This window comes from Sphaerisporangium siamense (assembly GCF_014205275.1).
Lineage (GTDB): Bacteria > Actinomycetota > Actinomycetes > Streptosporangiales > Streptosporangiaceae > Sphaerisporangium > Sphaerisporangium siamense.
Window position 1 is genome coordinate 3,293,724 of record NZ_JACHND010000001.1, and the last position, 23,008, is coordinate 3,316,731.

Genomic DNA, 23,008 nt, shown 5'->3' on the forward strand with positions numbered 1-23,008 from the left:
CCGCGCCCGCGGTTCGTCCCGTCCCACGGGGTAGGGCATGGGACATGAGACGACGCTACAACGTCCGTGTGATCGGGGCCGCCGCCGGGCTGATCGTCTTCCTGGCCGCCGCCCTGTACGGGGGCATCTCGCAGAACTGGTTCCTGTTCTTCGCCGGCCTGCTGGTGGCGATCTTCTGCATGGCGTACGTGATGATCACCGGCGAGAACTGGAAGACGGAGCGCGAGGACGACACCGCCAAGGTGCGGCGCGGTTGACGGCTACGGTTCGACGGCCGTCCTGCGCACGCGCACGCGTAACGCGTGGCCGTGGGTGGCGAACGGGCCCTCGCCCTCGGGGACGCCCGTGACCACGTCCACCACCAGCGTGCCCTCGTGGTCGTGCTCGCGCACCGAGGTCGCCGGCTCGGCGATGGAGCCGAGCAGCGCCCACAGGCGGCGGCGGACGTCCCGGTGCGTGGTGTGGGCGCCGACGACCGCCTCGACGTTGAGGACGCCGTCGTCGCCGATGTTCCAGCCCTCGACGGCCAGGCCGGGCACCCCGGCCGCCATCAGGTGCGGCACCAGGTGGACCTCGGGCTCTTCCGCCACCCAGGCGTCCCGGCGGGCCAGCGCCGCCAGTTCTTCCATCTCGGGGGCGAACACGGCGGCGTTCCCCGCCCCGAAGCCCCGCTCGTCGGTGTCCCAGCGTCGCTGCGACGGATTCACGCTGCTCACTCCTCGCCGAGGGTCGTGGCGACCGGGATCGACCCGATCACCTGACCAACTGAACAACTGATCAGCATTGATCAACGCGGAAGGCCCACGTTAGTCCCGGGAGGGAAAACTTGTGGCCGGAAGAGAAAACCGGCGCGCCGAAGCCGGGAAGGAACGCGGCGGGACGCGGTTCCCGGACGCCGGCGCCGGCCACGCGCGCCTCAGGCCGGCGTTCCGCGGGTGCGTGAAAGTACTCAGGCGCGGCCGGGCACGCGTACTCAGGCGGCGCGCGGCGCGGTCCGGGAGCATCGAGGCATGACCAAGCCGATTCACCCCACCCTGACCACCGCCTACTACGCCCAGTGCGTCCTGTCGTTCGGGGTGGCGCTCGGCGGGCTCGCGATCGGGATCGCCTACCTTCCGGTCGACCCCTGGGTGCGCGCGTTCCTCGCCGTCGCCACGCTGTACGCGGTCACCTCGGCCTTCGTGCTCGCCAAGTGCGTGCGCGACCGCCACGAGGTCGGGGCCGTCACCACGCGGGTCGACCAGGCGCGGCTGGACAAGCTGCTCGCCGAGCACGACCCGTACAAGGTCGAGAGCCTGTGAGGCGGGTCAGCCCTCGTCCAGGCCCCGCTCGATGGCGTACCTGACCAGCTCGACGCGGTTGTGGAGCTGGAGCTTGCTCAGCACGTTCTGGACGTGGTTCTGCACGGTGCGGTGCGACAGGACGAGCCGCTCGGCGATCTGCTTGTACGACAGGCCCTTGGCCACCAGGCGCAGCACCTCGGTCTCGCGCTCGGTCAGGCGCGGGCCGCCGTCGTCCGCGCCCGGCCGGGCGGCCAGGCGCCGGTACTCGCCGAGCACCAGCCCCGCCAGGCCGGGCGTGAAGACCGGCTCGCCCTCGGCGGTGCGCGCGACGGCCTCCAGGAAGTCCTGCCTGCTCGCCGACTTGAGCAGGTACCCCGAGGCGCCGGCCTTGACCGCCTCCAGGACGTCCTCCTGCTCGCCGCTCGCCGACAGCACCAGCACGCGCGGGGGAGGCGCGCAGGTGGCCAGCCCCCTGGCGACCTCGACCCCTGGCAGGTCGGGCAGCCGCAGGTCGAGGACGACCACGTCGGGGCGTACGGCGGCGGCGACGCGCAGCGCCTGACGCCCTTCGCCGGTGGCCGCCACCACCTCGTACCCGGCCTCGCCGAGGTCGCGGGCGACCGCGTCGCGCCACATCGGGTGGTCGTCCACCACCATGACCCGGAGCCGCTTCACGACCGCTACTGTACGGCGACCGGCGGGGGCCGGCCGGGGTACACGGTCACGAGCGTCAGGGGCGGGCGGGCGCCGGGATGGTCATCTCGACCTCGGTGCCCTGGCCGGGCACCGAGACGAACGCGACCCGCCCGCCCAGCCCGGCCACCCGGCCGCGGATCGACTGGGCGACGCCGAGCCGTCCCTCGGCCTCGGCCTCCGCCAGGCGCCCGGCCGGGATGCCGGGGCCATCGTCGCGCACGGTCACGGTGACGCGGCCGTCGTCGGCCTCGGCGAACACCCACGCCCGCGCCCCGTCGCCGCAGTGCAGCCGGACGTTGTCCAGCGCCGCGCCCACGGCCGCCGCCACCTCGCGGGCCCGCGCCGAGGGAAGCAGGAGCGGCGTGGCGGGCGCGGACACCGTGACCGACGCCGACCCGTACCGGCGCAGCAGGGCCGAGACGTCGGCGAGCCCGGCGCCGTCCACCCGCTCCGTGGGCTCCCGGGGCTCGGCGCGGACCAGCTCGCGCAGCACCGCCTCCTGCTCGCCTGCGAGGCGTCCCAGCTCGGCGGCCTCCCCGCCGATCTCCAGCCCGCGGCGGCGCACCAGGGCGAGCACCTGCAGGACCGAGTCGTGGATGCCCCGGGCCAGCCGGTCCCGCTCCCGGCCCGCGGCCTCCATCTCGGCCGCCCGCTGGAGACGTTCCTCGGCCTGCTTGGTCAGCCGCGCCGTGTGGCCCACCACGACCCCGGTCAGGACCAGCAGGACGGCCCCGTTGACGGGGACGCCCGGGTTCGCGCCCGGCGCGCCGCGCAGCCACAGGTCGGCGGCGGCCAGGACGATCGCCGCCACCGCGCCCGCCCGCCGCCCGGCGTACACCGCCCAGGCCAGCACGGGGCCGCCGATCCAGGTGCCGGTGATCGGCATGACGCCCGCCGGTCCCGCGTCGGCGCCCTGGACGTAGGGGGAGGACAGCAGGAAGCCGAGGGTGACGAGCACGTCGGCGACCAGGAGAGGACGGGACCTGGCGCGGGCGTAGGCGAGCGTGGTGACCGCCGTCCACACCGCCATCAGGCCGATGACCGGCCACCCGAGGACGGGACGCGCGTAGCCGCCCGCGCCGGCGAGCAGCAGCGCCGCGTGGCCGAGGGAGGCGGCGCGGTAGACCGCGATGGCGCGCCAGAACTGCCGCTCGATCTCCACCGATCACCCCTCCGGCACGGCGCCGACACCGGAGACTGTAGACCTCACAGCACCAGGCGGAGCAGCGCCGTGGTGGCGACCGCCGCCCCGACGACGATCAGGAACGGCGCCCGGAGCAGGATCGCGATCACAGCCACGCCGAGGCCCGCGGCGCGCGGGTCCAGCGTGAGACGGTGGTCGGCGGAGACGAACGTCTGGGTGGCGATCAGCGCGGCCAGCAGGCCCACCGGGAGCAGCGCGGCGATCAGCCGCGTGCGGGGGTCGCTCAGGATCCGCTCGGGCACCGACAGCCCGGCCAGCTTGAACAGGTAGCAGCCCACGGCGGCGGCGATCACGGCGTACCAGATCATCGGCTCTCCTCGGCGGACGGCGCGGCGGCGCGCCGCAGGAACAGGGCGAGCACGGCCACGGCGGCGCCCGCGAGGAGAACGGGGACGCCGGCGGGCAGCAGCGGCGTGGCGATCAGCGCCGTCCCCGACGCCAGCACCGCCGCCGCCCACGGGGTCCCGCCGCGCATGCGCGGGGCCAGCAGGGCCAGGAAGGCGGCGGGCGCGGCGACGTCCATGCCGAGCACCTCCGGCTCGGGCAGCACCTGGGCGCCGAGCGCGCCGAGCAGGTTCCCGAGCCCCCACATGACGAACAGGGCGAAGCCGGTCGCCCAGAAGCCGAGCCGCCCGGCCCGCTCGTCCTCGCGGACGACGGCCATCGCGGTGGTCTCGTCGATCACCAGGTGCGCGGCCAGCGCCTTGCGCGCCCCCCTGACCCGCAGCAGGGACGCGAGGCGCAGGCCGTACAGGGCGTTGCGCCCGCCGAGCAGCACGGCGACGACGGCCCCGGCGAGCGGGGCGCCGCCGGAGCCGATCACACCCGCGATGGCGAACTGCGACGCGCCGGTGAACATCAGCAGGGACAGCGCCATGGTCTGCGGGACGGTGAGCCCGGCGGCCGTGCAGATCGCGCCGCAGGAGACGGCGTAGGCCCCGCTGGTCAGGGCGATCCCGGCGGCGTCGCGGAGGATCGCGGCCCGGGTGGCGGGCCACTCGTCGCCGGGTGCGGGGCCGGCCGCGTCGCGCGGGCCGGGGGTTTCGGTGTTCAGGGGAGTTCCTCGCTGCCTGGTGCCTGGGGGAGGGCACGGGGACGTCCGTGGGGGGCCGTGCGTGCCGGGGTCGACCGCTCCGCGTGAGTCAACACGACCGGCCGCGCTGCGGGCAAAATACGGTTTTTGTCGGTATTGCGGAGTTCGGATGGCCGGCCGTCCGGCCCGTCCCCCGCGCGGGGAGCCCGCTCAGTGCGGCGGACGGCCCCGATGGGCCTTCCAGTCCGGCGCGAGGACGGACATGACGATCGCGTCGTGCCACGCGCCGTCCCAGCGGAGCGCGTCCCGCAGCACACCCTCCCGGACGAAGCCGACCTTCTCGTAGACGCGGCGGGCCCGCGCGTTGAACGCGAAGACCTCAAGGCTCACCCGGTGCAGCCCCACCTCCTCGAAGGCGTGGGCGAGCGTGAGGCGGAGGGCCTCGGTGCCGTACCCCTTGCCGTAGGCGCGCGGGCCGACCAGGGCGATCCGCAGGTTGCACGCCAGGTTCTCCGGGTCGAGCTCGTTGAGTACGACCTCGCCGACGTAGGCGCCGTCCTCGGCGTCGCAGATGGCGAGGTCGAGCCGGTCGACGTGGGCGCGGCGGCTCGCGTACCACCGGGCCACCGCCCCGCGGTCGGCCGGCGCGTGCGAGCCGGTGAGACGCCGGGTCTCGGGGTCGCTCACGAGCTCCCACAGGCCGTCGACGTGCTCGGGTCCCACCGGGCACAGCGCGACCCGCTCGCCGGTCAGAGTGGGTTTGTCGCTGAACATCACGGGTCCAGTGGCTACCACCCGCACCCGTGCCCGGGCAACGCAATAACGGCCGCGCCGGGTCTCAGATCAGCCCGGGATCGTCGCGCGGACCGTGAGCCAGTCGTCGTCGACCCACACCACGTCCGGCGGGACGCGCCGCGCGTACCCGGAGTCGCACGCCGTCCTGGCGCGCACGCTGTCGTGGACCCGGGCGCGCGGCGGCACCCGCCTGCGCCGGTAGGTGAGCAGGGTCCAGGCCCAGCCCAGCCGGTGGATCTTCCCCAGCGCGTCGGCGCGGGTGAGCGTCAGCGTCTTGACGTAGACCCTCGGCTTGACCAGCAGCCCCGAGTCCACCGCGCCGTCCACGATCCATTTCAGCGCGATCGTCGAGAGCGCGGCGTCGTCCTCGAACGTTCCCCCCACGTCCGAGTGGACGCCGGCGAACCACGCCTCCTCCACGACGCGGGGGACACGGCTCTCGCACTCCGGCGGCGTGGTGATCAGATACTCGGCGAAGGGCCCGCGCCACTCGTCGATCGAGACCGCGTGCCGCACCCTGCGGACGTTCGGGATCTGCCGGGTGTAGAGCCAGCGCATGTCCCACCGCAGGACGCCCGCCGCCTTGACCGAGTCCCACAGGCCCATGTACGTGACGGGGATGCCGTAGCGGCCGTCCACCGGCTCGCTGAACGCCCGGGCGAAGCGGTGGAGCTGGGCCCAGTCGTCCGGGGACCACGTCCGGTTCTTGGTGTAGACCCGCACGGCGTACGGCACCAGGTTCTCGGCGCCGGGGCGCAGCAGGCCCGCGGCCTTGAGCAGGCCGGCGAGCGCGCGGGCGGTGTACGCCCCCCGGCTGAAGCCGAACAGGAAGACGCGGTCACCCGGCTCGTAGTGCCGCATGAGGTAGGTGTACGCCTCGGCGAGGTTGTCCTTCAGCCCCACCCCGAACGCCAGCCCGAACAGCCGCGAGAGCCTGCGCGCCAGGGGAGTCCACGCGCCGGGGGCGGCGATGGTGCCGACGCCGGGGTCGTAGTAGGCGATCTGCCGCGCGGGATCGCCGAGGTCGAGCATCTCGTAGAGCAGGACGACGTTGCTGCTCCCTCGTGCGGTGAGCTGAAGACCCGTCCCGTCGAAGCAGAGGACTATGTTCCGTGCCACACCATCTCCACCGTCGCGGCCGATGAGCGTTGCTCTGCGCGCGCCTCAAAACTACAGCTCGCGGGCCTCGCCGACGGGGAGAAGCGGCGCCCGTGTCCAGCAAAGGCCGCGCGAAAGTCGTGAAACTCCCCGCGCCCGCGCGCGTTGAGGCGTCCCGAAAGTCCCGAAATTTCCCCGCGCATGCGAGCGCGCGAGTGCCTCATGAAACCCACGAAACCCTCCCCGTCCTGGCGCGCTCCACCACCCTCCAAGGCCGAGGTTTCGCCAGTTTCGCCAGGAGACCAACGCGCGCGTGCGCGCGGGCCGACTGCCCGGTCAAGGGGTCCTGGTCAAGGGAAAGCCCCTCGCACGCGCGCGCGTAGGCGTGTCGGAAAACCCCCCGCGCGTCCACCTGAACGGGCGCCTATGCAGCTAGGTAGTTGCATAGGCAAACACCTAGGTAGCTGCCTAGGCAGATACCCGGGTGGCCACCCGTCCGCGCGGATCACCAGGCGGGCAACTGCTGCGGTGCCGGGCCGGGTCCGGGGACGTCGAATAGGTCGAGCTGCCCGGGGCCGGGAGCGCGAGCGCGCCGCCGCTGGCCGGGGCGCTGGCGGGCCGGTGGACGGCGGTCGGGATGATCTCGGTCACACCGTCGAGGATCTGCTCGCCCGGAACGCCTGGACTGCCCTTGCTTCGGGGGCTATGCCAGTTGAGTTCCTCAGAGATAGCGAGGCGGCCACGTGAGAACTTGCAGGCCCGGCGGCGGGAGTGCGAGGGCCGATCGTCGCAGGGTGGTCAGGGATCCGCCGGTTCTGGTGAGGGAGTCGGTAATGGGAGCGGGGTTCGGTCTGGTCGGGCGATCCAGCGCAGGAGCCGTAAGGCACGTCACCGAGCCCCGCGCTCGTATGGCTCCAGCGCGTTGACGCGCATGGAAAGGATCGACAGGCGCAGCCTGTCGGACTTACACCGATCCGTTGTTGATCGCAGGCCCCGTTCCCGGCTTTATTGAGATCACGGGCACTTTCACGAGGGGGGCGCGATGCGCAGCGGTCCGCGCTCATTTCGATGGGGGCGATTCTCGCATCGACCGCCTCATGGCCACGCCGGCGGCTTGCTATCGGGCGGGCCGGTGTCGTCGGTGATAAGTGCCCGCAGTGCCGTCGCCGGGTACATCGCGTCCGCCCCTTACTCGGCCGCGGTCGTGCCTCGACCAGACTCTAAGAGAAGGAGATGCCATGCCTACGGCAGGCAAGTCATCCCGCGCGCGACGTGCGATGCGCGCTGGTCTGCGCCTTGTTCCGATGGGGGCGATTCTCGCATCGACCGCCATCATCGCCACGCCGGCCCACGCGGAAACCGTGTCCATTCTCCGCAGTTGGGAGACGGGGCTGTGTCTGGACAGCAACTTCGCCGGGGAGGTCTACACCCTGGCCTGCAGCGTGCCCCAGAACAACAACCACCAAAAGTGGCGCACGAACTATCCGTTTGGGGGTCCTACCCGGTTCCAGAACGTCGCCACGGGACGGTGCCTGGCAGGCACCACCGACGACCTGGGCTTCGGCTACGCCTACACCACGCCTTGCGGTCAGGGATTCCTGGGATGGAATATCAACGGGTCGCAGTCAAACGTCTGGACAGTGGGCCACAGCGGGTCGGGGTCTGTGCTGGAGAGCGACCGGTCCGGTCACGTCTCCATCGCACCAATCGGCTCTGGAGGTGTGTACCACAACTGGAAGTTCGGCTACTGAGTTCCCTTTCGGCGATGCCTTCCCGCTGATCATCCCCTGATTTAGCGGCTCTCTGCACGATCGATCCCCCGGCTCGTGAGGGCCGGGGGATCCGCTTTTTCCAAACAACCACATCCCCGATCTGGAAGAGCTACGGGCCGCACCCCACGCTCCCGCTTTGAATGCCTGACCCAGGAGGTTCTGTAAGTCTCCAGCTCAGGCACCGTCCGACACGTGTTCGCAGAACCTCAACGCTCCTACGTGCGGAAACGGGATCGTGAGGTACATGCGAACGGAAAGTCACGCTAAGTCGTTCACCGTTGCTCTACTAACGGGACTTTTCGTTCGGATGCTCGCCATGCCCCGTGTCGTCGCACTGGAAGGCGGATAGCTGGAGCCCTGGGGAGCGATCACGGCGGCGGCCCGCCACTCGGGGTGATTACGGTGCGCTCGTGGACAGCCTCGCCAAGCTCGCCCGGTCGGTCGCCGAGTTCGCCGATACCGCCTCGCTCACGCTGGTGCCCGCCGTTCCTGGGCATGCCCTCGGGGCGGAGGTGTGCCTGGCCCCGGACGTGCTGGATCTGCCCGGGTTCCTGGCTCTGGCGCGCAAGCTCGGCGGCGGGGTGCTCTACCTGAAGGCCGCACCGTTCGACCCCGGCGATGACGAGTACGAGGTCGACGATCCGCCCGAGCACCTGCTCAAGCGCAAAGGGCAGATCGGTCAGCTCAGCGTCGCGTTCGCCACGAACGGCATCGTGCACTTCTGGAAGCATCGCGCCGGCTGGTACGCCGAGTGGCAGCAGCTCGCCGAGGACGAGGAGTCGCCGGACGACGCCGAGGACGAAGACGGCCGGCTCACCGAGGAGGAGCGCGAGCGGCTCACCACCGAACTCGTCGAGGCGCTGCTGGCCAACCCGGAGTTCCGGGCCGCCAAGGCAGGAGCCCGGCACCGGACCGGCAGCCTGGCGATCCCGCCGGACACCCCGCGGGGAGTCGAATGGGAAGCGCTCCGCATCGCCTACGACCGGGCCGAGGAACTGGCCAAAGCGGCGTATGCCCAGATCGGCGATGACCGCCTCGATGAGCTGGCTGCCGAGCTGCTGGCCACGCCCGAATACCAGCGGGCCAGCGCGCCGGCGACCCGCAAGCAAATCACCGAGCGGTTCCTCACCCGTCACGCGGACGGATTCAGCCCGCCGGCCCCCATACGCGATGAGCTGTACGCGCGGGCCCAGAAGTTCGCCAAGGCCGGCAAGACTCAGGGGCTGTTCTAGCCGCCGGCCGAACCGGGCTGGCGCGTCGGACCCGCCCGACAGGGTCGCAGCGCTTCATGGGGCTCACCTCGGATCGCGGGCACGCGCGGGGGCGGCGGCCGGGCACCCCGACGTTTGAGATTCGCACGGAGGAAAGTAGGGGGGCTTGAGGAGCGAAGGAGGCATCCATGACCATCGCCGGAAGCATCTTCCTGATCATGCTCGGCGCCATCCTCACGTGGGCCGTCGAGTTCGACCTCGCCGGGGTCGACATCAACGTCGTCGGTGTGATCCTCATGCTCGGCGGCATCGTGGGACTGATCTTCGGCATCTGGCGCCTGAACAGCGTGCGCCGGACCGCCGTCACGCGCACGACCCCGGTGACCCCTGTCGGCACGGCCGGCCCGGTGACCCCGGTGGACACCGCGCGGACCACCCACGTCTACGAGGAGCGCCGTTACGACGACCCCATCGTCTGACCGGAGCGCCGCGCGGTGCGGTGCGTCATGGGCAACTGTCATGCGATGTCATGACACGGTCGGCTGGACGGCCGGTTTCTCCCAAGGATTCGGCGGCCCGCGACGGCGGGCCGCCGCCGAGGGAATGAAGACGTAGGTCATCCGCCATGCCCGCGGCGGCACCCGCCCGGCACACCCGGCGCGGTTTCGAGGAGGGACACCACATGCCCGGAAAGCAGGAACTCCCGTCCACGCTCGAGCGGTCGCCCAAGAAGGCGCAGGAGACGTGGATCAAGGCCCACGACTCGGCCGTGAAGACCTACGGCGAGGGGCAGCGCGCGCACAGGACCGCCTTCGCCGCGCTGAAGCACTCGTTCGAGAAGGTCGGCGACCACTGGGAGCCGAAGGGCCGGAAGGGCCCCTCGGACGCCCAGGCCGCGCGCAGCACGCCGGAACCCGGGCACACCGCCGAGGGCGTGGACGCCAACGCCAGCAAGCAGCACCTCTACAAGGTCGCGGCCAGGCTCGGCGTCGAAGGCCGCTCCAAGATGAGCAAGGACCAGCTCGTCGAGGCCATCAAGAAGGCCAACCGCAGGGCCACCGCCAAGGCGCGCTGACCCGCGGCCCGCGACGGTCCTCCGGTCCGGCGCGCCCGCCGGAAAGCCAGTTAGAGCCCTCGGCTCAGGGGTAGCGGGGGTCCATGGCAAAGGAGGACACGATGGCGGATACCACGGATCGCGCTAAGGACGCGCTGGCCGGAGTGAAGGGCGGCGCGACCGAACTCGCCACCAAGGCGGGCGACCAGGCGGGGACCGCGGCGTCCGCGGCCGGAGCGAAGGCCGCGGACCTGGCGTCGAAGGCCGGCGAGAAGGCCGGGGAGCTCGCCGCCAAGGCGGGTGACAGGGCCGGCGACCTCGCCGCGAAGATGAGCGACAAGGCCGGTGACCTGGCCGTCAAGGCCAACGGCAAGGCGGGCGAGCTGGCCACCCTGGCCGGCGATAAGGCCGGGGAGCTCGCCGGCAGGGCCAGGGAGGCCATGCCCCCCGAGGTCAAGGACGCGGCCGACAAGGTCGTCGCCGGCGCCAGGAACCGCCCGTGGCTCGCCGCCGCCGCCGCGGCCGGTCTGCTGCTCGTCTGGCGCGCGGTGCGGAGGAAGAACAGGAAGTGAAGAAGCTCGCCTACAGGTCCGTCGGTGCGCTGTCCGGCATGCTGGGCGGCTACATCTCCGGCGTGGTCTTCAAGCAGGTGTGGAAGGTGGCCGCGGGCAAGGGCGACGCGCCCCAGGCCACCTCCTCGCAGTACGGCTGGAGCGAGGTCCTGGTCGCGGCGGCGATCCAGGGCGCCATCTTCGGCGTCGTCAAGGCCGCCATCGACCGCGCCACCGCCGAGGGCATCCACAACGCCACCGGCACCTGGCCTGGCGACTGACCCGAAGGCCGCGCGGCGGGGGAGCCCGACCCGGAACTCGCCTGGCCCAGGAGACCGACCTGGAACCCGCCTGGCCGGGGTTACCCATCCCGGGGCCGTGCGGGCCGGTCGATCGAGGCGGAACTCGCCGCCCCCGGAGTCGGCCATGACGAGGTGGCCGGCGCCGAGCGGAGAAGCAGGCTCGTGATGGAGGAGCCGGGTGGCGTCGTGGAAGACGAGCCGCCCGGCCTCCGCCTCCAGGACCGAAATGCGCGCCTCCCCCCTGAACCCCGGGGCGGCGCGCACGCCGATGCGCACACACTTCCTGACCCGGGCATCTTTGGCGCCCGCCGCGAGAACAGCCGCAGCGCGACCTCCGCGAACTACGGCCTCCCTCTGGGCAGACATCGGCCCTGAGAAGCACATCACTTTTTTGGCAGCAGACTCCGCCGGCGAGAAGCCGTCACGGCGACCGCGAAGTATCCGGTGCGTGGCGAGCCGCCTCCTGCGATGAACCTCACTACGCTCGACGCCTGGCTACGGGCGCCCTGCCGGCTTCGCGCTCGCGGCGCGGGACTCGCATGAGGGGACACGAAAGGCGGCCCTTCCCGTCAAGCGAGGAAGGGCCGCGTGGGTCGCGGATCGCGTCAGCGTCTGCGGGTGGCGCGGAGGGCGAGGGCGGCGGTGGCCGTGGTGAGCAGGGCGGCGGCCAGGCGGGTGCGGTTCTGGGAGAGCCAGACCTGGAGGCTGCGGTCCTTGGAGCGCCGGTCGAAGCTGCCGTGGGCGCCGTAGTCGCGGTCCTCGTCGGCGGGCTCCCAGAGGTTGGCCACGCCGGTCGGCTGCTTCTCGTCGGTCTGCTGCGAGTTGACGCCCGTCTTGCCCAGGTAGCGGTCGATCAGTCCGGGCGCGATCCGCTCACCGATGATCGTGGCGGCCGTGCTGCCGCCCACCCAGTACTCGCGCCGCGACGGATGCTCGGCCGCGTACACGATGGCCCGCGCGGCGACCTCCGGCTGGAAGATCGGCGGCACGGGCTGCGGGTGGCGGCCCAGCCGGGACAGCACCCAGTCGAACTGCGGCGTGTTGACCGCGGGAAGCTGCACCATGGTGATCTTCACGTCGCTGTGGGCGTGCAGCAGTTCGGTGCGGACCGACTCGGTGAAGCCCTTGATCGCGTGCTTGGCCCCGCAGTACGCCGACTGCAGGGGAATGCCGCGGTAGGCGAGGGCGGAGCCGGTCTGCACGATGACGCCCTTGTTCCGGGGCCGCATCCGCCGCAGCGCGGCCCGGGTGCCCCAGACGTAGCCGAGGTAGGTCACGGCGGTGGTCCGCTCGTACTCCTCCGGCTCGACCTCGTCGAACGGGGCGAACACGGAGGAGAACGCGACGTTGATCCACACGTCGATGGGGCCGAGCTGCTCCTCGACGGCGTCGGCGGCGGCCTCGACCTGCCGATGGTCGGCGACGTCGGCGGGAAAGACCTTGGCCGTGCCGCCGGCCGCGCCGACCTCGGTGGCGCCGGCGGCCAGGCCGGTCTCGCCCCGGGCGATGAGCGCGACCTTGGCGCGTTTCTCGCCGAGGATCCTGACGACCGCCCGGCCGACGCCACCGCTGGCGCCGGTCACCACGACGACCTTTCCTTCCAGCATGCGGGCGCTCCTCAGCCGGTGGATCGCGGGCCGGTGCCGAGGCGGCGCTGCCGCCTGACGGCGATGGTGACGTCGACGGCGGCCGCCACGATCACCACGGCGGCGATGATGGCCGGGATCGGCGCCCCGGCGACCAGGCTGATCACTCCCACGGCGAACGCGAGGAAGATGACGAACGACGCCAGGCGAATGTGGACGACGTCGCGTGGTGTGGCCGTGACCATGGGCTTTCCGGTCTCGGACCGCTGTTCAGGAGTCTCGTACATCTTCCGTCCCCCTTCCCGATGGACCTTCCCCATACCCGACAAATCAGACGTCATGTGCCCTCCGGGTGATCGCTCGCCGGATACTTCCCGGCGTGTGGGTCCGTCCTCCCACTACCGCGGAGCCGGGGGCCCAAACGACCAGGCCGCCCGCGGGTGATGAGGGCGCGGTCACGGCACGGAGGCGGCGAGCAGTTCGCGGGCCGCCGTCACCACCTGGTCCGCCGGCACCTCCGAGGGTTCGCCGTGGCCTGTCAGGACCCGGTGCCAGGGCCGGTCGGCCGGCGGCCCCCAGCGGGCGGGGGAGCCCGCGCAGAAGACCACCACCGAGGGCGTGGCGTACGCCGTCGCGACGTGCGCGATCCCGGTGTCCGCGCTGACCACCAGGCGGGCCCCCGCCACCAGGGCGCACAGCTCGACGAGCGTCGTACGCCCGGCGAGCACCGCGCGCGGCGACAGCCCCGCCTGGGCGGCGACCAGCAGCGCCAGGGGACGCTCGCGCCGGCTGCCCGTGACGACGACCCGCAGCCCGTCCCCGGCGAGCTCTCTGGCGACCTGGGCGAAGCGCTCGTGCGGCCAGCGCCCCTCCGGGCCCGCGCGGCCCGGATGGACGACCACGGAGCCCGGCCACGGGTTCCGCGCGCGGGGTACGGGAAGCGCCAGGTCGGCCGGGTCGGCGCGCGAGCCGTACCAGGTGACCAGCCGGCACCAGCGGGCGACCTCGTGCTCGTCCTCGTCCCACTGCGGCCCCTTCGACCAGGGCACCGAGGGGTGGGCGAACGCCCACAGGCGCCGGGGCCGCAGGTCCATCGCCGCGCGATGGCTCCGCGGGTCCCGGCCGCGCATGTTCACGGCCAGGTCCAGCCGCCTGCCGTCCCAGGCGATCGCCTCCTGGCCACGTGTGGGGATCACCCCGCCCACCGCCCCGGACAGCAGGGCGAGGTCCCGCAGCTCGCCGGGGACGGCCAGCACGACGCTCAGCCCGCCCCGGTGCAGCGCCCGCAGGGCCGGGACGGCGGTGAGCAGCTCACCGACGCCGGGCGCGCGCAGCACCAGGGCGACGCTCATCGTCCTAAGGCCCTCCCGGCGGTCATGACGCCTTCCTTCCCGCTCCGAGGACACCCGCCGCGACGATGTTCTCCCGCAGGTTCCCGCACACGTTCTCGTACACGGCGGCGGTCGCGGCGGCGATCCTCGGCCAGGCGTAGCGGGCGCGGGCCCGCCGCGCGCCCGCCCTGCCGTAGGCGGCGCGCAGCCGGGGGTCGGCGAGCATGGTGTTCACGGCCGTGGCCAGCGCCCGCGGGTCGCGGGGCGGCACCAGCGCGCCGGTGCGCCCGTCGGCCACCGTCTCGCGGTGCCCGCCCACGTCCGAGGCCACCACGGGCAGCCCGCAGGCCATGGCCTCCAGTGCCACCATGCCGAACGGCTCGTACCACGGCACGCAGACCACCACGTCGCAGGACCGCATGAGCGCCGGCACCTTCTCGTGGGAGACCTGACCGACGAAGCGCACCCGCCCGGCCACCCCCGCCTCGGACGCGGCACGGCGCAGCCGCGTGACCTCCGGGTCGCCGTCGAGCTCCGCCGCCGGGGGCCCGCCCGCGACGATCAGCTCGGCGTCCGGGATCAGGCGCAGGGCCTCGATGATGGTCTGGACGCCCTTGCGGGGCACCAGGCGCCCGATCGACAGCAGGCGCGGCCCGCTCGGGCGCGGCGCGGCCGGGACGGCGGGGCCGAACTCCGCGCAGTCCACGCCGCACGGCACGACGGCGACCGCCTGCCGCGGCACGTCCATGGCCGCCAGCTCCGCGGCCTCGTCGGCGCAGGTGGCCACGACCCTCGCCACCCCGCGGGCGACGACGGCCTCGGCCTTGAGACGCTGGGACGGGCTCGTGTCCTCGGCCCCCTGGTGGCGCCGTTTCACCACGCCCAGGGCGTGAAAGGTGTGGACGACGGGCACGCCGGGGTCGCGGGCCGCGGCCAGCGCGGCGAGCCCGCTCATCCAGAAGTGGCTGTGCACGACGTCCGGCGGCCGGAACATCCAGCGGCGGCGCAGCCAGTGCGCGAGATCGGGGACGTGGGCGAGGATCTCGTCCTTGGAGATCCTGGCCGGGGGACCGGCGGGGACGTGCGTCACCGACACCCCTGGGGCCAGCTCCACCGTCTCGGGCAGGCCGGGGTCGTCCCTGCGGGTGTAGACGGCGACCTCGTGCCCCAGGGCCGCCAGGGCCCGTGACAGCGCCGCGACGTGGACGTTCTGGCCGCCGGAGTCCACGCTTCCCGGCACGGCCAGGGGACTCGCGTGCTCGGACACCATTGCTACCTTCACCGGTCTCCTCCAGGGGGCCGCACAGGGCCGATCACCTGGCTCGGGGGTCACGGAGCGCAGGAGGGGGACGCCCGGCGAGCCCGGGCGGGCGAGCGCGCGCGCCGGATTCGGAGAGGCCCGCACGCGCCGGCGCCGTGGCGCGTACGTCCTGGACGACTTCGCTAAGGCGCGGTTCTATCCTGAGAAACGAGGACCAAACCTCTCCCCGGTTTCGCCGCCCCCTCGACGGGCACGGCGAGACCAGGATTCGAACGGAGGGGGTGGAGATGTCCCACGAGGCACCACACCACGTGGAGGATCACGTCGCCTCGCACCACGACGCTCCCCACTACGTCGCCGCGCGCGTGCAACGGGCTCTCGCGGAGGACGAGCGCACCTACGAGCTGGGCATCCGGGTGGACATCCGGGGCGATCAGCTCTTCCTGCGCGGCCAGGTGGAGGGCGCCGAGCGCCGTGCGCAGGTGGCGGCGGTCGCCGCGGAGAACGCGCCATGGCTCACGGTCCGCAACGAGGTGACCGTGGTCGAGGTCAGGGAGCCGGGAGAGGAGGAGACCCTGTGAGGATCAGAGTGGCCGCCGTCGGCGACGTCCACCTGGGTGAGGACATCCGCGGCAGGTACCGCCGCAGACTGGAGGGTATCGAGGAGCGCGCCGACGTCCTCCTGGTGGCCGGCGACCTGACCCGCCACGGCACGCCGGACGAGGGGCGCATCGTCGCCGAGGAGTTCCGCGACCTTCCCGTGCCGGTCGTCACCGTGCTCGGCAACCACGACTACCAGTCCGACGCCGAGGACGAGATCGTGGACGTGCTGCGCGAGGCGGGCATCCAGGTGCTGCAGGACGACTCCACGGTCATCACCTGCGGGGACGTCCGGCTCGGCGTCGTCGGCGGCAAGGGGTTCTGCGGGGGGTTCGCCGGCAAGTGCGCCAGCGAGTTCGGCGAGCCGGAGATGAAGGCGTTCGTCCGCCACACCCGTGAGATCGCCGACCTGTGGCACAAGGCGCTGAAGGGCCTGGACACCGACCACCGGGTGGTGCTCAGCCACTATTCCCCCGTCAAGGACACGCTGACGGGCGAGCCCCCGGAGATCTACCCGTTCCTCGGCAGCTACTTGCTCGCCGAGGCCGTCGACGCCGAGGGCGCCGACCTGTTCGTCCACGGCCACGCGCACGCCGGGGTGGAGAAGGGCGTGACCCCGGGCGGGGTCCGGGTGCGCAACGTGGCCCTGCCGGTGCTGCAGCGGGCGTACGCGGTGTACTGCCTGGGCGACGAGTCCGACAACTGCTGACCGCCTGCACGCGGACGGCGAACCGGGCGTCCCGGTTCGCCGTTTCCGCGTCCTGAATGCCCCGGACTGGGGCCGGTGGTACCGCTATGGATGAAAAATGCTGACGCCGCCCGGGCCGACGAGGAAGCCGAGGACGATGAGGACGATCCCCCAGAGGAGATCGCGACGAGCCAGGATCACGTAAATCCCGGCGATGACCAGTACGACGGCGATGATCCAGAGTAGTGTTCCCATGCCGGTGCAACTGCCCTGACAAATCCGACCTTAACGTGTTGGCGGATCAACTCTTCCTCTAGACAGGTTCAGGTCAACGTCATGCCCAACGAGCGTCCTGAACAGGGAAAACAATGTCGGCGCCCCTCCCGTACGCCGAAGGGCGCCTCCCGGGATCGGGAGACGCCCCCTGCCGTGCGATGACCGCGGCCCGTCCTCAGACCTCCCGCAGCGGCTCACGGCGCCGGTAGCGCGACACCAGCGGCTGCACGAACCACAGCCAGCCGCTCAGTCCCGCCACTCCCGCCGCCAGGAGCGCGGCGGGCAGCACGCCGAGGAACGCCTCCACGACCAGGCCGGTCGAGCAGGACATCGCGATCGCCAGGGCGATGCCGCCGACGACGCCGAGCCGGTTGGCCCGGTGCAGCATCATCTCCTTCAGCTTCGTGCGGAACAGGATCCTGTGCTGGGTCGCGGGGGCGATGAAGCAGATGGAGGCGACGGCGGCGCTCAGCATGGCGATGTAGAACAGCCACCGCCCGGATGAGTCGACCTTGTCGAAGCCTGTGGAGAAGGGGAGGGTGAGCAGGAACGCGAACATCACCTGCACGCCCGTGGCGGCCACGCGCAGCCCTTGGAGTAACTCCCCGAGCTCGCGGTCGACCCGCTCTTTGTGGGTCTCGTCCGACTCCTGTCCCGCCATGTCACTCAACGTCATCGGTGATACCTGGATCTCTCGAACCTCTGCGAACGGACGATCCGGCGCGCGGCGAACAGGCAGCCCGCCAGCGCGGCATAAGCCATCAGGCCCAGCAGCAGCGTGAGCCAGACCACGCCCGCCAGCCCCGCCGTCACGGCGAGCATCGTGCAGGTGACCAGCCCCAGCAGGGTGATCTCCAGCAGCTTGGCGTAGCGGTTCCTGCGTAACGCCGTCAGCGTCGTGCCGGGCGGTGACAACTTCTTCATGAGCCCTCCTCGGTCGCCTTCATGAGGCGCGCGTAGGCGAGCTGGAGCCAGTCGGAGACCGCGACGGCCGACATGGTCGCCCCGGCCAGCCGGGTCAGGCCCGGCGCGAACACCATGCCGGCGGCGTACGCGGTCGCCACCCACTGCGCCAGACAGAACGGGCAGGTCACCAGCTCGCCGATGGCGTGTTTGACGCCGTGGCCGCGAACCTCCTCCTTCAGTTCGGCAGGGCCGCTCACCCCGGCGTACCGTGTGAAGGGGGCACGGAGCGGGCTCGTCACCGGGTCCTTGCTGAGGGTGCGGGACATCCGGTGCGTGGTCAGCCCCATCAGCACGAGGTCCAGCGGGGCGATCCGTTCCGGCGGCCTCGCGCCGACCAGCCGGCCGAGCCCGACGAGGCCCGCCACCGCGCCCCCGTACACCGTCAGGATGCGCAGGTAGGAGCCGAGCGGCCGATCGGTTCCGTTCTCGTAGGCCCGTTCCTCCTTACGAAGCGTATTCGTCACAGAATTGGTCATAGAGCGCCGAGTACCCTCAGGGGGCGCGCCCATGCCCCGTGTTTGAGCTGGAAGAAGGCGGGTAGCCAAGATCTTCACCAACGCGCTTCAGATGGGGGTGAGCCTTGGGAAGTCACACGCATGAGGTCACCGACGCGATCATCGACACGCTCAAGCGCGCGGGGTCGGCGTTGAAAGCCGAGGGCGTGCGGTTCGCGCTCGCCGGCGGCTGCGCGGCCTACGCCAGAGGCGCGGCGCCGTCGCTGCACGACGTCGACTTCGTGCTCGTCGAGGAGGACGTGCCCCGCGCCCTGGAGACCCTCAGGGGGCACGGGTTCCGCACGGCACGGCCGCCCGAGGACTGGCTGGTCAAGGCGTTCGACGAGGAGGACAGGCTCGTCGACCTGATCTTCAGGATCGAGGAACGCCCCATCACCGCCGAGATGATCTCACGGGCCGACATGATCAACACGGCGGCGCTGAGCCTGCCCGTGCTGGACGCCACCGACCTGGTCATCTCGTGGATCATGCCGATGTCCGAGCACAGCTGCGACTACGGGTCCATCCTGCCGCAGGTGCGAGCGCTCAGGGAGCAGGTGAACTGGGACCGCGTGGCCGAGGTCGTCTCGGTCTCCCCGTACGCCTCCACCTTCCTGACCCTGCTCGACCGCCTGGGCGTCGCCTGCCCCAAACCACCCCCGGAACCCCCCGACACCCGCTGGCCCTGACCTCGCGGACCCCGCTCGCCGGAGACGTCGCTACGACGTTCGGCGGGCGGGTTTCGCGTTTCCCGCCCGGCCGGGCACCGGCTCCGGCCCGCCGCCATCGGACCCGGACGAACGGACGAACGGACGAACGGACCCTCGGACCCTCGGACACGACGGAGGCCGCGCCCCTGGGGGCGCGGCCTCACCCTTCGTCGGGCTCCCTGCAGGGGGATCGCCGGCTAGAAGGCGCCCGTCCCGCCGTAAGGGAAGCGACCGTAGTAGTCGCCGACCTGGCTGCGGTACTCGGGTTCCTTGAATCTCGCGTCGTCGAACTCGGGAGCGTCCTTGATCTCCTGCTTGGTACGGCTCAGGAAGACCTTCTTCTCCTGCGGGTCGATCTGCGTGACGGTGCTCGCCGGGAGCATGACCTTCTTGCCGAAGATCCACGGGCCGGTGTCCACGATGAGGTAGCTCTCGCCCACCTCATAGGTGGCCTCGTCCACGGATCCGATCCGGCCGTCCGTCGCTTCGACGTGGTATCCGACCACGTCGAAGCTCTGGTGCGCGCCGGAGACGGTCGGGCTGTAGCTCCAGAGATCCTTCTGCACTTTGCCTCTCCCTTCGATTTGATTCGTCGGGCTCAGTCCGTCTACCCGCGCTCCCGCCGCCAAACGTCCACCGCCGCACCAATGTCACGGGCACCCTCTTTGTGCCGCTACGCTAGAGGGACCAAGCGCCGCTAGCTCAGTTGGTCAGAGCAGCTGACTCTTAATCAGCGGGTCCGGGGTTCGAGTCCCTGGCGGCGCACCATCGGTCACCAGGCACCTTCCGAAGATCGGAAGGTGCCGCATCGTATCTGGGGCGCCTGGGGGCTTGGCGCCCGTTCGGGCGCCGCGTAGCCCAAGGTCAGCCGGCACGGCCAGGGTGCATTTGCCCGATACTCACGTCGGTGGCCGGTCCAGCGCGCCCATCGGCCGCCACTGAGCGCTCTCGACGAAAACCGAGCACTCAAGACGCGCTCGCATCATCGAACGGGCCGCCCAGCAGGCGACTGACTGGGGCCGCTAGGCGGACACGTCGACAACGGCGCCTTAGTCATCTCCGAGTTGCGGAATCCCTCCCAGGAGAACTCGCGCGTCGTCCGGCCGATCGCGACGTTGACCATCCGAAGTCCGGCCCCACGCGAGGCGTCCGGCTTTCCCCAAGCGCGTCGACGTCTTACGATCCACGCCATATACGGTCGCGATTTCCACAGGTGTCAGCAGGCCGCTCTTCTCGGACAGCAGCAGCAGACCCGCCTCCTCTGTCTTCTGCGCCTCCTGCGCGCCTTTCCGCTCCACGTCGGTCATAGGTTCTAGGGACGATGCGGGGTCGTCAGCGAACTGGCCGGCCCGTGCCGTCGGCGCTGCAGCGTGGTGATCACGGTCTTCGTCCCGAGCGGTGAAGGAAGAGCCCGATAGGCTTTCGTTGTTCTCGCGACCGGTGGTATCTGGTCTGAACCTGACCATCTCCAAAGCGGTACGAAGTATCCTTTGGGCGTACTTGAGGGACTCTTCTGGAGCCGGGAGTAAGGGAACGGCCAATCCCGTGGATGATGGCGTAGCGGCAGAACCGTCGAACATGAAGAGGGCGGAGCGGTATTGCGGACTCTCCGTATTATCCGAAAACGGTGGCAGTGCTGGGTGGCCCCAAGTCCCAGCCGAAATCGAATAGACGGTCTGACAGTCGAGCCATAGCAGCGCCGACGCGATGTCAGTGGCTGATAGTGCAAGGTTGCTGTCCGGAGCACCCAGCAGACTAATGGCTTCTCGGAGGCAGAGAAGTGTCGTCGGTCGATCTAGGGAAGCCGGGATGCCGGGTAGTGGGATCTCGCTCCGTGCGGTGAGCTCTGTCGCTCGTAGGGAAAGCTGCATGATTCGGCTTCGCCTCCGCGCCATCATTTGCACCCACTTCACTCCTTCAGGTGCCGGCAAGGGGCGCGTGTCGGAACGGATCACGCGGTGTAGGACCAGACGGCGGATCGAGGGCATCATCCGGCCGAGTTCGACGACACCGCCAAGAGCGCTGGAACGATCGAATCGATCCCGTGGCGACAACCTCGGGTCCTCGACGTGTTGCCAGATCATGAACGGGCGTAGATCTCTCATGGCATTTCGGTGGCTGCCGTCATGAGAGCTCACCGGGATCTGATCCGTCCTGCCGTCGGCCATGGTATTCACAGCGAACATTCGCGAGGGGTCGCCAGGATCGGTGGCAGGCGGGTTCGTGCTGAGGGACCAGTCGTCAGCGTCGGCGGACGCCATTCGCTGATCGTACCTTTTGAAGGTGGATTCCCATGCGGCAGCGCATGCCAGGGGCAACACGGAGGAGGCCCCGGCAGCACTGGAGAAGGCTGTCGTCACAATGTCGCGAGCGACGTCGGAGCGGACGTCCGCAACTATTCCCTGGTTCACCAGGCGCCGTAACATGCGGGCCGCGTTGCCTGGTTGTTTGATGAATGTCATCAGAGTCCGCAGTGCAGGAGTCGTGGCGGTGGCCAGTTCAAGAGCAGGCGACGCCATGATCACGTCACGCTCTCTTGACCCACGACATGTCTTCTCCGTGACGGACGGCCAGCGTCGAAGCGATGTAGCCGGCAAGAAGCCACTCGGGCATCCAACGGTTTCGACGGACCCACCATGCTCGGCAAAGGTGGTCATCCAGGTTCTCGGCCTCTGCGCGCCGGCACAGATCTTGACCAGCAGGAGAACGAGGTCATCGATATCTCCGGGCCGATGGCGCGGGCGCCTGCCGTGGACGTGCTCTTGGGCCCGCTTCAGTTTTGTGGGCGGGACAAGGTCCTGGATTCGCCGGGCGGCTGGACTGCCTAGGGACGAAGCGTCCAATAGATCGTCGAATTCGTCACGAACGGGCACGCCGAGTTGTATGCCCTCAGGCTCGGCAACACACCGAAAGTCTCGATCACTCATGGCAGTCACCTCTCCGTGCCATCGGTACGTGCGGGGGGACGCTGGACGTCGTCCGCCGCAAGCCTTCTGCGGATACGACCGAGACGCCCTTCGGCGGCTTTGGGACTCAGGCCGACCAGTGCGGCGGCGTCCTTCTGGGTGTAGCCCTGCATCTGGTACCAGAGCAGCTGGCGCACCTGAAGGTCCTTGATCGTGGCCATGGCCCGTGTGATCTCATCGACCATGACGGCCTGAGACTCAGGAGCGCGGCCGAACGCCGGCTGAAAGACCGGCTCTATGAGGGCGAGGTCCTCGATCAGACCGACCCCCCGGGCGTACCGGTCCAAGCGCTTCTGCTTACGCCAGCGCCGGTAGACCTTTTCGAAGCTCAGCAGGCAAGCGCCGATGAAGTAAGTGTTCAATGACGCGCCGCGGCTGTGGTCCCATTGGCCTGCTTCCACCGTCCGACGGAAGCGCGTCACCCCCTCATCCACAAGATCAATAACTATCTGGTCGATGTCATCCTTCGACCACGCCTGCCAGTCGTCGTTATTACTGCGTATCAGCGGCATCTGTCGTGCGCCACGCTGAACCAAGGTGCGATTAGCCTGTTGGCGCAGCGTGTTCACCTTGCCGAAGATCTCTCTCGACCCCACCCAGGCGCTCAAGATCGGTAAAGCGTAGCCGAGCAGCCGGTTGGTCAGCCGCTTGAACAGATCGTCGTTTCCTGCTTCCAGATCCTTGCGGACCCGGTCGACGATCTTCTGGTCGACTTCACGGCGGGCTTGTCGGACTGTCTCGCTCTCTTCCTCATCCTCGGCGACCAGTTGCTGCTCAACCTCGCTCAGCATGATTTCCACGTAAGGCGAGGTCTCCTCGACCGCCTGTGGATCCTCAGGGCTGTCGCGATCAAGATCGGCGCACGCTAGACCGGCAGGCTCGGCATCGAGCTCGCTCTGGTCCGCGCCGGGCTGTCCGAGATGAGCCATCGACATACCCGCTCCCCTCGGGGGGTTGGGGGCCGAGGACGCGCACGGCCCGAGACAGTTGAGGTGTACGCCGTCGCTATATGGAGCCGGCCCGGGGTTCCCCTCGCTGGATCCGGAAGATTTTTCCTCCGGCTCTGGCCGAGGGCAGCGGCGCGCTGATCGCCTACACCTTGACCACACGAACAAGGTGTCGATGGCGCTG

Annotated in this window: 29 protein-coding genes and 1 tRNA gene; 12 read left to right on the top strand and 18 right to left on the bottom strand. The window is 70.5% G+C overall.

Annotated features, from left to right (window positions below; translation table 11 throughout):
- Positions 1-44 precede the first annotated feature (44 nt).
- Positions 45-257, top strand: a complete 213-nt coding sequence (locus tag BJ982_RS15085; RefSeq protein WP_184880576.1) for a hypothetical protein — start codon at positions 45-47, stop codon at positions 255-257.
- A 3-nt stretch (positions 258-260) separates the two neighbouring features.
- Here the strand turns inward: BJ982_RS15085 and BJ982_RS15090 are convergent, their stop codons facing one another.
- Positions 261-707, bottom strand: coding sequence for a hypothetical protein (locus BJ982_RS15090; RefSeq protein WP_184880578.1), 447 nt, complete (start codon positions 705-707; stop codon positions 261-263).
- Positions 708-1,010: 303 nt separating this feature from the next.
- On the opposite strand from BJ982_RS15090, the gene BJ982_RS15095 reads away from it, so the two are divergent.
- The gene (locus BJ982_RS15095; protein ID WP_184612596.1) at positions 1,011-1,301 is read left to right on the top strand and encodes a YiaA/YiaB family inner membrane protein; all 291 of its coding nucleotides are present in this window, start codon (positions 1,011-1,013) and stop codon (positions 1,299-1,301) included.
- A gap of 6 nt (positions 1,302-1,307) precedes the next feature.
- On the opposite strand, the gene BJ982_RS15100 is transcribed toward BJ982_RS15095, so the two are convergent.
- From BJ982_RS15100 to BJ982_RS15125, 6 genes are all read right to left on the bottom strand, one after another.
- Complete coding sequence (locus BJ982_RS15100; protein ID WP_184888870.1) at positions 1,308-1,940, bottom strand: response regulator; 633 nt, start codon at positions 1,938-1,940, stop codon at positions 1,308-1,310.
- Between the two features lie 73 nt (positions 1,941-2,013).
- On the bottom strand, positions 2,014-3,141 hold the full coding sequence (gene macS, locus BJ982_RS15105) for a MacS family sensor histidine kinase (RefSeq protein WP_184880580.1): 1,128 nt from the start codon (positions 3,139-3,141) through the stop codon (positions 2,014-2,016).
- Between the two features lie 44 nt (positions 3,142-3,185).
- A complete protein-coding gene (locus BJ982_RS15110; protein ID WP_184880582.1) occupies positions 3,186-3,491 on the bottom strand; it encodes a branched-chain amino acid transport AzlD family protein in 306 nt (101 codons plus the stop codon).
- Positions 3,488-4,159 carry an AzlC family ABC transporter permease gene (locus BJ982_RS15115; protein ID WP_239123064.1) on the bottom strand — a complete coding sequence of 224 codons (672 nt, stop codon included), beginning with the start codon at positions 4,157-4,159 and terminating at the stop codon, positions 3,488-3,490. Before BJ982_RS15115 ends, BJ982_RS15110 begins: the two co-directional genes overlap by 4 nt.
- A gap of 267 nt (positions 4,160-4,426) precedes the next feature.
- The gene (locus BJ982_RS15120) at positions 4,427-4,990 is read right to left on the bottom strand and encodes a GNAT family N-acetyltransferase (RefSeq protein ID WP_184880584.1); all 564 of its coding nucleotides are present in this window, start codon (positions 4,988-4,990) and stop codon (positions 4,427-4,429) included.
- A 69-nt stretch (positions 4,991-5,059) separates the two neighbouring features.
- Positions 5,060-6,130: a T6SS phospholipase effector Tle1-like catalytic domain-containing protein gene (locus BJ982_RS15125; RefSeq protein WP_184880586.1), complete on the bottom strand. Its 1,071-nt coding sequence runs from the start codon at positions 6,128-6,130 to the stop codon at positions 5,060-5,062.
- Positions 6,131-7,347: 1,217 nt separating this feature from the next.
- Between BJ982_RS15125 and BJ982_RS15130 the strand changes: the two genes are divergently transcribed.
- From BJ982_RS15130 to BJ982_RS15155, 6 genes are all read left to right on the top strand, one after another.
- Positions 7,348-7,860, top strand: coding sequence for an RICIN domain-containing protein (locus tag BJ982_RS15130; protein WP_184880588.1), 513 nt, complete (start codon positions 7,348-7,350; stop codon positions 7,858-7,860).
- 431 nt (positions 7,861-8,291) lie between these two features.
- A complete protein-coding gene (locus tag BJ982_RS15135) occupies positions 8,292-9,113 on the top strand; it encodes a hypothetical protein (RefSeq protein WP_184880590.1) in 822 nt (273 codons plus the stop codon).
- 167 nt (positions 9,114-9,280) lie between these two features.
- Entirely contained in the window at positions 9,281-9,571 is a 291-nt protein-coding gene (locus tag BJ982_RS15140; protein ID WP_184880592.1) for a DUF6458 family protein, read from the top strand.
- 203 nt (positions 9,572-9,774) lie between these two features.
- On the top strand, positions 9,775-10,167 hold the full coding sequence (locus BJ982_RS15145) for a ChaB family protein (RefSeq protein ID WP_184880594.1): 393 nt from the start codon (positions 9,775-9,777) through the stop codon (positions 10,165-10,167).
- A gap of 101 nt (positions 10,168-10,268) precedes the next feature.
- The gene (locus BJ982_RS15150; protein WP_184880596.1) at positions 10,269-10,718 is read left to right on the top strand and encodes a hypothetical protein; all 450 of its coding nucleotides are present in this window, start codon (positions 10,269-10,271) and stop codon (positions 10,716-10,718) included.
- Positions 10,715-10,978: a DUF4235 domain-containing protein gene (locus BJ982_RS15155; protein WP_239123049.1), complete on the top strand. Its 264-nt coding sequence runs from the start codon at positions 10,715-10,717 to the stop codon at positions 10,976-10,978. Before BJ982_RS15150 ends, BJ982_RS15155 begins: the two co-directional genes overlap by 4 nt.
- A gap of 626 nt (positions 10,979-11,604) precedes the next feature.
- Here the strand turns inward: BJ982_RS15155 and BJ982_RS15160 are convergent.
- The 4 genes from BJ982_RS15160 to BJ982_RS15175 form a co-directional block, all read right to left on the bottom strand.
- The gene (locus tag BJ982_RS15160; protein WP_184880598.1) at positions 11,605-12,606 is read right to left on the bottom strand and encodes an SDR family oxidoreductase; all 1,002 of its coding nucleotides are present in this window, start codon (positions 12,604-12,606) and stop codon (positions 11,605-11,607) included.
- An 11-nt stretch (positions 12,607-12,617) separates the two neighbouring features.
- Positions 12,618-12,872 (bottom strand): hypothetical protein, encoded by a 255-nt coding sequence (locus tag BJ982_RS15165; RefSeq protein WP_184880600.1) that lies wholly within the window; start codon positions 12,870-12,872, stop codon positions 12,618-12,620.
- 168 nt (positions 12,873-13,040) lie between these two features.
- The gene (locus BJ982_RS15170) at positions 13,041-13,937 is read right to left on the bottom strand and encodes a glycosyltransferase family 9 protein (protein ID WP_184880602.1); all 897 of its coding nucleotides are present in this window, start codon (positions 13,935-13,937) and stop codon (positions 13,041-13,043) included.
- Between the two features lie 22 nt (positions 13,938-13,959).
- Entirely contained in the window at positions 13,960-15,198 is a 1,239-nt protein-coding gene (locus BJ982_RS15175; protein WP_184880604.1) for a glycosyltransferase, read from the bottom strand.
- A 266-nt stretch (positions 15,199-15,464) separates the two neighbouring features.
- Here BJ982_RS15175 and BJ982_RS15180 point away from each other — a divergent pair, with 266 nt between their 5' ends.
- Entirely contained in the window at positions 15,465-15,758 is a 294-nt protein-coding gene (locus BJ982_RS15180; protein WP_184880606.1) for a BON domain-containing protein, read from the top strand.
- On the top strand, positions 15,755-16,486 hold the full coding sequence (locus BJ982_RS15185; RefSeq protein WP_239123050.1) for a metallophosphoesterase family protein: 732 nt from the start codon (positions 15,755-15,757) through the stop codon (positions 16,484-16,486). The genes BJ982_RS15180 and BJ982_RS15185 overlap by 4 nt, the downstream gene beginning before the upstream one ends.
- Before the next feature lie 84 nt (positions 16,487-16,570).
- On the opposite strand, the gene BJ982_RS15190 is transcribed toward BJ982_RS15185, so the two are convergent.
- From BJ982_RS15190 to BJ982_RS15205, 4 genes are all read right to left on the bottom strand, one after another.
- Positions 16,571-16,720 carry a GPGG-motif small membrane protein gene (locus tag BJ982_RS15190; protein ID WP_181871055.1) on the bottom strand — a complete coding sequence of 50 codons (150 nt, stop codon included), beginning with the start codon at positions 16,718-16,720 and terminating at the stop codon, positions 16,571-16,573.
- Between the two features lie 196 nt (positions 16,721-16,916).
- The gene (locus BJ982_RS15195) at positions 16,917-17,417 is read right to left on the bottom strand and encodes a DUF6328 family protein (protein ID WP_184880610.1); all 501 of its coding nucleotides are present in this window, start codon (positions 17,415-17,417) and stop codon (positions 16,917-16,919) included.
- Positions 17,414-17,665, bottom strand: coding sequence for a hypothetical protein (locus BJ982_RS15200; RefSeq protein WP_184880612.1), 252 nt, complete (start codon positions 17,663-17,665; stop codon positions 17,414-17,416). The genes BJ982_RS15195 and BJ982_RS15200 overlap by 4 nt, the downstream gene beginning before the upstream one ends.
- Positions 17,662-18,183, bottom strand: coding sequence for a DUF1360 domain-containing protein (locus BJ982_RS15205; RefSeq protein ID WP_184880614.1), 522 nt, complete (start codon positions 18,181-18,183; stop codon positions 17,662-17,664). The genes BJ982_RS15200 and BJ982_RS15205 overlap by 4 nt, the downstream gene beginning before the upstream one ends.
- A gap of 104 nt (positions 18,184-18,287) precedes the next feature.
- Here BJ982_RS15205 and BJ982_RS15210 point away from each other — a divergent pair, with 104 nt between their 5' ends.
- Entirely contained in the window at positions 18,288-18,890 is a 603-nt protein-coding gene (locus tag BJ982_RS15210; protein ID WP_184880616.1) for a nucleotidyltransferase family protein, read from the top strand.
- Between the two features lie 218 nt (positions 18,891-19,108).
- On the opposite strand, the gene BJ982_RS15215 is transcribed toward BJ982_RS15210, so the two are convergent.
- Positions 19,109-19,477, bottom strand: a complete 369-nt coding sequence (locus tag BJ982_RS15215; RefSeq protein ID WP_184612615.1) for a PRC-barrel domain containing protein — start codon at positions 19,475-19,477, stop codon at positions 19,109-19,111.
- Between the two features lie 125 nt (positions 19,478-19,602).
- Between BJ982_RS15215 and BJ982_RS15220 the strand changes: the two genes are divergently transcribed.
- Positions 19,603-19,679, top strand: a tRNA-Lys gene (locus tag BJ982_RS15220).
- A gap of 281 nt (positions 19,680-19,960) precedes the next feature.
- Here the strand turns inward: BJ982_RS15220 and BJ982_RS15225 are convergent.
- Positions 19,961-20,218, bottom strand: a complete 258-nt coding sequence (locus tag BJ982_RS15225) for a hypothetical protein (protein ID WP_376697691.1) — start codon at positions 20,216-20,218, stop codon at positions 19,961-19,963.
- 1,625 nt (positions 20,219-21,843) lie between these two features.
- Positions 21,844-22,806 carry a hypothetical protein gene (locus BJ982_RS15230; RefSeq protein WP_184880618.1) on the bottom strand — a complete coding sequence of 321 codons (963 nt, stop codon included), beginning with the start codon at positions 22,804-22,806 and terminating at the stop codon, positions 21,844-21,846.
- Positions 22,807-23,008 lie beyond the last annotated feature (202 nt).